The organism is Dehalococcoidia bacterium (assembly GCA_041653995.1).
Classification (GTDB): domain Bacteria; phylum Chloroflexota; class Dehalococcoidia; order GIF9; family UBA5629; genus CAIMUM01.
This window is the reverse complement of the sequence record JBAZEK010000023.1, coordinates 1-6,810: the sequence shown is the minus strand read 5'-3', so window position 1 is coordinate 6,810 and position 6,810 is coordinate 1. Positions and strand designations below refer to the sequence as shown.

Annotated in this window: 7 protein-coding genes; all 7 read right to left on the bottom strand. The window is 52.3% G+C overall.

The annotated features are described in order from the left end of the window. Window positions 1-181: 181 nt before the first annotated feature. Complete coding sequence (locus WC359_14185; GenBank protein ID MFA5401594.1) at window positions 182-832, bottom strand: hypothetical protein; 651 nt, start codon at window positions 830-832, stop codon at window positions 182-184. 33 nt (window positions 833-865) lie between these two features. Continuing rightward, window positions 866-1,585: a hypothetical protein gene (locus WC359_14180; protein MFA5401593.1), complete on the bottom strand. Its 720-nt coding sequence runs from the start codon at window positions 1,583-1,585 to the stop codon at window positions 866-868. 5 nt (window positions 1,586-1,590) lie between these two features. Next, window positions 1,591-2,199 carry a hypothetical protein gene (locus tag WC359_14175; protein MFA5401592.1) on the bottom strand — a complete coding sequence of 203 codons (609 nt, stop codon included), beginning with the start codon at window positions 2,197-2,199 and terminating at the stop codon, window positions 1,591-1,593. Between the two features lie 161 nt (window positions 2,200-2,360). Further along, the gene (locus WC359_14170) at window positions 2,361-4,133 is read right to left on the bottom strand and encodes a hypothetical protein (protein MFA5401591.1); all 1,773 of its coding nucleotides are present in this window, start codon (window positions 4,131-4,133) and stop codon (window positions 2,361-2,363) included. A 7-nt stretch (window positions 4,134-4,140) separates the two neighbouring features. Continuing rightward, window positions 4,141-4,875 carry a hypothetical protein gene (locus tag WC359_14165; GenBank protein ID MFA5401590.1) on the bottom strand — a complete coding sequence of 245 codons (735 nt, stop codon included), beginning with the start codon at window positions 4,873-4,875 and terminating at the stop codon, window positions 4,141-4,143. Window positions 4,876-4,892: 17 nt separating this feature from the next. Next, a complete protein-coding gene (locus tag WC359_14160; protein ID MFA5401589.1) occupies window positions 4,893-5,936 on the bottom strand; it encodes a tail fiber domain-containing protein in 1,044 nt (347 codons plus the stop codon). Continuing rightward, on the bottom strand, window positions 5,936-6,810 hold an 875-nt coding region (locus WC359_14155), incomplete at its 5' end, for a hypothetical protein (GenBank protein ID MFA5401588.1). The genes WC359_14160 and WC359_14155, both read right to left, overlap by 1 nt.

Here is a 6,810-nt window from a genome sequence, read left to right as displayed (position 1 = left end):
TGAAATTGTTCATGCTCTCTATACATTCTGCCTGCTTGTCTTCGGTTTTTTCAAGCGTGTGAAAGGCTTTCTCTAGATCGTCGAAGGCCTCATTTACGTTGTCCGCTGTTATCGTTTTAATCAACTCCCTCAAATTTTCCGGAATATCACTTATATGCAAGTCAGTGCCAGTGCAGCATAGCTAATTTTTTTTCAAGAAGCACAATGCAAAATACGGCGGCATAGATGCAACTGCCTGAAAGCTTATCGAGTTGCTATGTCCGTGCGGTTGCCCGCCGCCCGTTGTGGTTGTGTATAGCGGGCCGGCGCGTTCTCTGGGGTAAACCGCTTCCCAGACATCGCCTATCGCTCGAACTCCTGTTTCCAAGTGAGCATCTAGATATGTATGTGCATGGTTGGGTATTTCGTTAATAGATAGTGTGTGGGTGGTCACAGTCACATAACCCCCGGCTGTAAATGTCGCTGCCCCGCCCGTACTCCCTAGAGCATAGTCCTCACTGGTCCCGACAACCATCCGGCCTCGTAGATCGGGCGAACTACTACATAGCGTCCAACCAGCTGGCGGGCTTGCTGGATCTCCGAACCACATGATTATGAGGCCCGAAGGTGTTGCCATGCCATTGAATGCCGCAGCGTGCTGATTGCCTGATGCTGAATATATCAGATCAGCATCTATGCCGCTTCCGGGCCCGTCGTTGATGGTGCCGTAGAAATTGGCGGCCATCTGACTCTCTGTGTAGAAAGTGTCCGTATGTCCATGAGAATTGTACTCAGAGATGGCGATCCCGCACTGGCTTTCCAGGTTGTTCATCCGCGCGGTGGTCAAACTCATGCCAGTCGTCCAGGGCGTTTTTGTATAGGCCATCTACTGTTTCACCTTCATTATAAAATACAAAGCATAATATTGGGGAAGGGCATTAACCGGATCAAAGGCGACGGTATTCCCGATGTGGTTATGCGGTTGACCATCGCCTAACGTGCCGTTGTTTCCCACGATAGAGGTAGTTCGATTGGTCGAAGTTGGAACGTGGTTGGTGTCATGTGTACCACTTCCGGAGTAAGCTCCATCCGGGTTATATTCATCCACGTAGGAATGCTGATGAGACGGCATCTCGTTTTCTGTCAGAGCATGTTCTACCAGGGTCAAGGACGCTGTCGGTGTGAAGGTTGCCGCGCCTCCGGTTGCTCCATTGGCATATGCGCCCCCGGCGCCGATCACGAACCTATCTTGTAGATTAGGGGTCACGTGTCCGTTCACCGTCTGTCCTGTGCAGAGAGCCCAGTTTGCGGGCACATTGCTGTCATAACCACTCCAAATGAGCACGGTGCCAATAGGCAGGGTATCTGAAAGCAAGGCGCTGATGTGTGACGAATCCAGAGTGTCTGCATCAAACCCGCTGCCGCTGCCCATGTGCCCAGAATAGAAGAAGATCGCGTCTGCTTCGGCTTTCGTATAAAAATCGTCATCGTGCGCGTGCGTGGCCACTCCTTCGGCCAGGTATCCGGCATACTGCGTTTCTAAATGATTGAGGCGTTTTCCAGTCGGCGCGGTTGATACCGTCCACACAGTAGGAGTGTAACTCATAGATATCACAGCTTCATTATATAATAGTAGGATGCCCACGGTGGCAACTTGTTTTGGCCTATTGTGCCGGCGAATGATGAATTTTCATGCGTATGCCCCTGGCCGCTTCCGGTGTATCCCGTGGTCTTGATTTCATCATGCTGCCCGGAACCGTAGAATGTGCCTCCATTGACTGTGTAGTACTCTTCATTCTTGGTGCTAGATAATGGAGAATGGTAATCTACTATAGTATGGGTATGACCAGGCATTTGGGCATCTGTAATGGTGCAGGAGCCTATTTCAACCGTGGCAACGGTGGTAATTGTCGAAATGCCACCTGTCTTGCCTCGATACGAGGCGGGGCCGACGCACATAACGAATTTCCCCAATAAGTTTGGCGTATCGTTATCACCGTCACATCGCGCCCAACCAGCTGGGATCGTGTTTAATGCACCGCTCCAGATAGCGATAACACCACTTGGTATGGCATTGTTCATGATATCCGTATAGGTGTAACCATCCAAAGTTTCGCATACTGATCCTGCCTTATTCGTGGATGAGAAGTATTTGGCGATACATTCTGCTTTCGTGTAATACCGCTCCAAGTGAGTCAGACTGCTCAGAAGTGCCGTCATCTCATCATACTGAGTTTCCGCATGATTCAGCCAGCCGAGTTTATCACTCTCTGAGCCAGTGTGTTCTAACCATGTGTGTGGAGTATAAGAAATAAAAGTCACCTCTGGATAATGAAAAATTTGAAAATAATCAAAAGTTGATTTCTGGATTCATAGCCCAATCATTCAGGCGCATAATCGCGGTGGTCCAATTGCAAACTTTCCAAATAAGTTTTCAGCTTCGAGAACGCCTGCCTATCTATCTCCACCCCACTACCAGCCACCAACGACGCCGAATCTCCGCCCACCCAGGCCACATGCGTCCATTGCACGCCGTTGGCCTCCGGGCCGGAGATGTAGGTCACTGTCGAAAGTAGTCCTTCGGTATCGTCATTGCTTAGGGTGATGGCTTTTCTGAAGCCTTCCCCTGCAGCGGAGATTAAAACGAGATGCGTAACCCTGTCCTCTGGATCGAAGCACGGCCACCGGTCGTCAGAAACCAGCAAGCCCGCGCCTAATGGGGCCTCTGTCCAGATGTTAGGCCGCTCCGCCTCCGTCCACTCCTTTATGAAGACTGTGAGGCCTCGGACGGCCTCGCCCTCTCCTAGATTTTCACGGATTTTTGAGACAGACGCGAACGCTTCAAGAAAAAATTTCTCCCAGGACTCCTGTACCGGCCCTTGCACCCCCTCTACTGTATAGTAGATGATGTCGTTGCTCTCAGAAATATCCAACGAAGTGAGGAGAAAATCACCCTCATCGAGGCAAGCCTGTATCACGCCAGCGGCGAGGCCAGCTCTCCGGGTCTTGTAGCGGATGAGCTTCCCTGCCACTGCATACTCCGTGAGCATCGCATTGGCGTATTCGTCGGCGGCATCACCAGAGGATAGCGATTCATCAGTGAGGATGTTCTCAACGATGCCACTGCCGACGCCTTCCCGCGCCTGGTTCGCCAGGATCTCAGTGTTGTCCTCTTGCATCGAGAGTTTTTTGAAGAGTCCATAGTAAGCGATCTCGATTACTTGCCCCGCCGGAACCTTGACACCAGCAGAATCTTGCGTAAATGTCTCGCTGCCATTGGTATAGTACCAATTGTAGCCGGTATCTAGTCCCTTGATGCCCACTGTCTGGGGTGCACCATTGACCGTCAGTGTCGAAATTCTATTGATCGGATAGCCGCAGGTGAAGCTGCTTTGGGTGCCGTCCCCCAGGAATTGCTCAGTCTGCAGTTCCGTCTCTGCGTAGGCCCCCATCACATATTGCCGGTTCCGGTACTTCGGGTTGCCATCTTCCAGCTCCAGAGAGTCCCGCTCGATATCGGAATTGGCAAGGCTCCAATCGGCTGCGTACCTGGTCCGAGAGCAGAAGTACAGTCTCTTATTTTCGTCGATGAACCAGATGAAGCCGGAGGCTTCCGCAAGCTTATCGAGCGCAGTAGACGCCAGCACGTAGTTGAGGGCAATCTCTTCCAGCTCCGGGCCGGGCTCTATGTAGCCCTCTGTGACATCTTCTTCAGCCAGATAGGTATCGAGGATGTACCGCACGGCGGTGTCTGTGGTGGTGGCTGTGGCTGCATAGACTACGAGTCGCTTCTGGGCCAGATAGTGCCAATCAGCACAGCTCAGGGAGTGCCAGACCATGTGGGACAGGCCCCCGAGCGACGTTCTCTTTGCCGTGTCTACCACGCCGCCAAAGATCATCGTGCCGTCGATTTCCCGGATGAGGACCTGCATGCCTTTGGTGAAAGACCACGCACCGGCTGCATCCTTGGCTATCAGATCGGCGGTGCTGGCTTCCTCGATAGCGTGATGGATGCCGAGGCTACCGCGTTTCCAGAGGTGAGCGATCCCTGCCCAGGCCTCATCGAGAATGACGGCATCATTCTCCAGGAGAACGGCATCATTCTCAAGGAGGGTGGAGGTGTAGAGATCGGTAGTGCCGACGGTGATTATCATAGTGTCCCTATGCGTTTGCTTTTTGTAGCTTCACAAGGTATTCGGCAAAGTTGCCCTGATAGACTTTCAACCCTACGTGGTTGCAGGTCAAGAGCGGATCTAGGTAGATCTTGAATCCGAGTGCAGCGAGCTTGTGACAAAGGACTATATCCTCGCTGATTACCTCAAAAACGTCTGGCTCTTCGGTTGGCTCTAGAAGAATCTCGCAGATCCATTTCTCGATATTGCCTTTGTTCCGGTATTTTTTGGAAGTGGGATCATTCCAAACGGCTTGCAGCGCCTTCTTGGACATCCTGAGCATACCCGTGCCCAGGCCATCCACTTCCAACAGGCCGGTAGAGGGATCAATCGGTATCGAGTTGCCCCGGATTTGGATCGGGTACTGCTCTTCCTCGTCTGTCTTTTTCCGATATGTGCCGCCTACGACATCTACCGGATAATTGAGCAGTCTGAAAATGTCATCGGGCTGCCATTGGATGTCTGAGTCGATCCAAATCAAATCGTCTACATCCGCCTCGATTGCAATGGCTATCAGGCTATTCCTTGCCCTCTGCACCAGGACATCATTTGCCAGATAGACAGGATAGAGTTCAACCCTCTGCTGGGCAGCGAGCCTGAACGAATTGGTAAGACTATCCACATAATAGATGCTCAGCGAGGCATCAGCCGCTACTGGCGTGGCGATCAGCACCCGCCTGGGTGGGAGCGGCTTCGCTCCTTTAGGCTTCTTAGATTTAGTCATACTCCCTCAAAAATAGTTCAGGCCGGTTCTAGCGCCGCTATCCTGGCAGTCAACGCGTCCACCGTTGCAGCTAGCTCCTGGATGGCCTTGATTGCCACCGGCAGGAGCTTTCCTGTGGTGGTTTCCAGCACTTCGCCGTCCTGCATGGAGAATATTAGCTCCATCCATTCAGCACTGTGTGTCTCGGCTGCGGCCTGTAGCTCCTGGGCCACGAAACCGGAGTCTACCGCCCCGATCTCGCCGCGCTCTCCCAGGGTGCCGTCCTCGTTCCTGATCCTCTTGTGCCAGTTGAAGCGCCGGGGCTTCAAGTCTCGCAGGAATGCGAGGCCTAGAGGCAGATCCTCGATGTTGGCCTTATCGCGCTCATCAGAAAGGGCGGTGATGGTAGTCACTTGGCAGCGCAGGCGCGCTATGTTAGCATCCCCCAGCACAATCTCATTCGTTGTGGTGGCCGTAGATGCTTGCGCATTGTACCCGATACAAGTTACGTTTTGCCCTGTTGTGATTGCATTCCCTGCAAACGAGCCAACTGCCGTGTTCGAAATTCCGGTGGTGACGGCTAATAGCGCCCGATACCCGACTGCCGTATTCGAGATCCCATCGGTGCATACCGTCAGAGCGTTTCTCCCTACCGCAGTATTGTATTTCCCGGCCAAGTTGTGCTGTAATGCCTCACAGCCAACAGCGGTATTCTCGGTACCGCCCGTGTTATCATGCAACGCAGAAGCTCCAACAGCAACATTATAGTTCCCTGTCGTGTTGACGTACATTGCCCCATCCCCAACGGCAGTGTTATTCGCGCCTGTAGTGTTCGAGTACAAAGCGTATTTTCCAATAGCAGTGTTATTCGCGCCTGTAGTATTCGAATTCAAGGCGAGTCGTCCGACCGCGACATTTGATGTGATCACGCCCGATCCATGCCCCACCACAAACAAGGTTCCCGCATTAGTTGTCAGTGTATTGTCCAAAATTGCTAGATTCGCATTCCAGTAGCTGATCAGGTTCGCGCGCGTCGAAACGCCCGCCGTCAGCGTGCTCAGTCCCAGTCTCGCTGTAGCCATTAGAAGCTCGCCCCCTGCTTTCTCTGTATCTTCTTCATGATCTTTGTCCCGATTTTGTCACTGTCCAGGAACACATCTATTCCCATGCCATCCACCGCCTTCAGCAACCTCTCCAACAGATTCTCAATATTCGCAGAACTGCCGCCTGCCACCGAAGCCAGCTCTCCTTTCGTCCCTGCTCTAGCAGGCAGAATCATATCAGGCGCGCGGATGTTGGCATACTGATTCACTTTCGGGTTCACTATGTGCTGAGAATCTTCGAACAGTGAAGCGAATTCGTCTTCAGGTGTTGCTTTCTGTGAAGATCGGATGATATTGTTATTCGCGCTGATTATATCTGGTTCTGAGAACAGTGAAGCGAATTCGTCTTCAGGTGTTGCTTTCTGTGAAGATCGGATGATATTGTTATTCGCGCTGATTATATCTGGTTCTGAGAACAGTGAAGCGAATTCGTCTTCAGGTGTTGCTTTCTGTGAAGCTCTGATGATATTGTTATTCGCGCCAACTATGCTCTTTTCTGAGAACAGTGAAGCGAATTCGTCTTCCGGAGAAGCCTCGAAAGCATCTGCCATCGCCGTGATGAGCGCGGTGTACTTGGCCGGAATAATCAGCTCCGGGCCCTCTTCGCCAACGATCACATGCTCAGGGCCTCGATCCTCCAGCGCGCCTTTCGCCCGGAATATGGCCGGGAGCTGGTAGCCAGTGGAGCCCTGATATCCCGTAATCCCGCCCGTGCTGTTATAGGTGAGCGGATTGATGTATGAGACCGTGCCGTTCGGGGATGTGTATTTCAGGGCGTTGACAAGTACACTTGTTCCCAAGCAAGTAGAATAAACGAAATTGGCCTGGCCGTTGCTGACCACTAGATTTCCAG

Bases quoted from the DNA above. Each gene is read 5' to 3' on its own strand.
- WC359_14185 (MFA5401594.1), bottom strand. From the start codon at position 832: ATGAGTTTGACCACCGCGCGGATGAACAACCTGGAAAGCCAGTGCGGG.
- WC359_14180 (MFA5401593.1), bottom strand. From the start codon at position 1,585: ATGAGTTACACTCCTACTGTGTGGACGGTATCAACCGCGCCGACTGGA.
- WC359_14175 (MFA5401592.1), bottom strand. From the start codon at position 2,199: ATGACGGCACTTCTGAGCAGTCTGACTCACTTGGAGCGGTATTACACG.
- WC359_14170 (MFA5401591.1), bottom strand. From the start codon at position 4,133: ATGATAATCACCGTCGGCACTACCGATCTCTACACCTCCACCCTCCTT.
- WC359_14165 (MFA5401590.1), bottom strand. From the start codon at position 4,875: ATGACTAAATCTAAGAAGCCTAAAGGAGCGAAGCCGCTCCCACCCAGG.
- WC359_14160 (MFA5401589.1), bottom strand. From the start codon at position 5,936: ATGGCTACAGCGAGACTGGGACTGAGCACGCTGACGGCGGGCGTTTCG.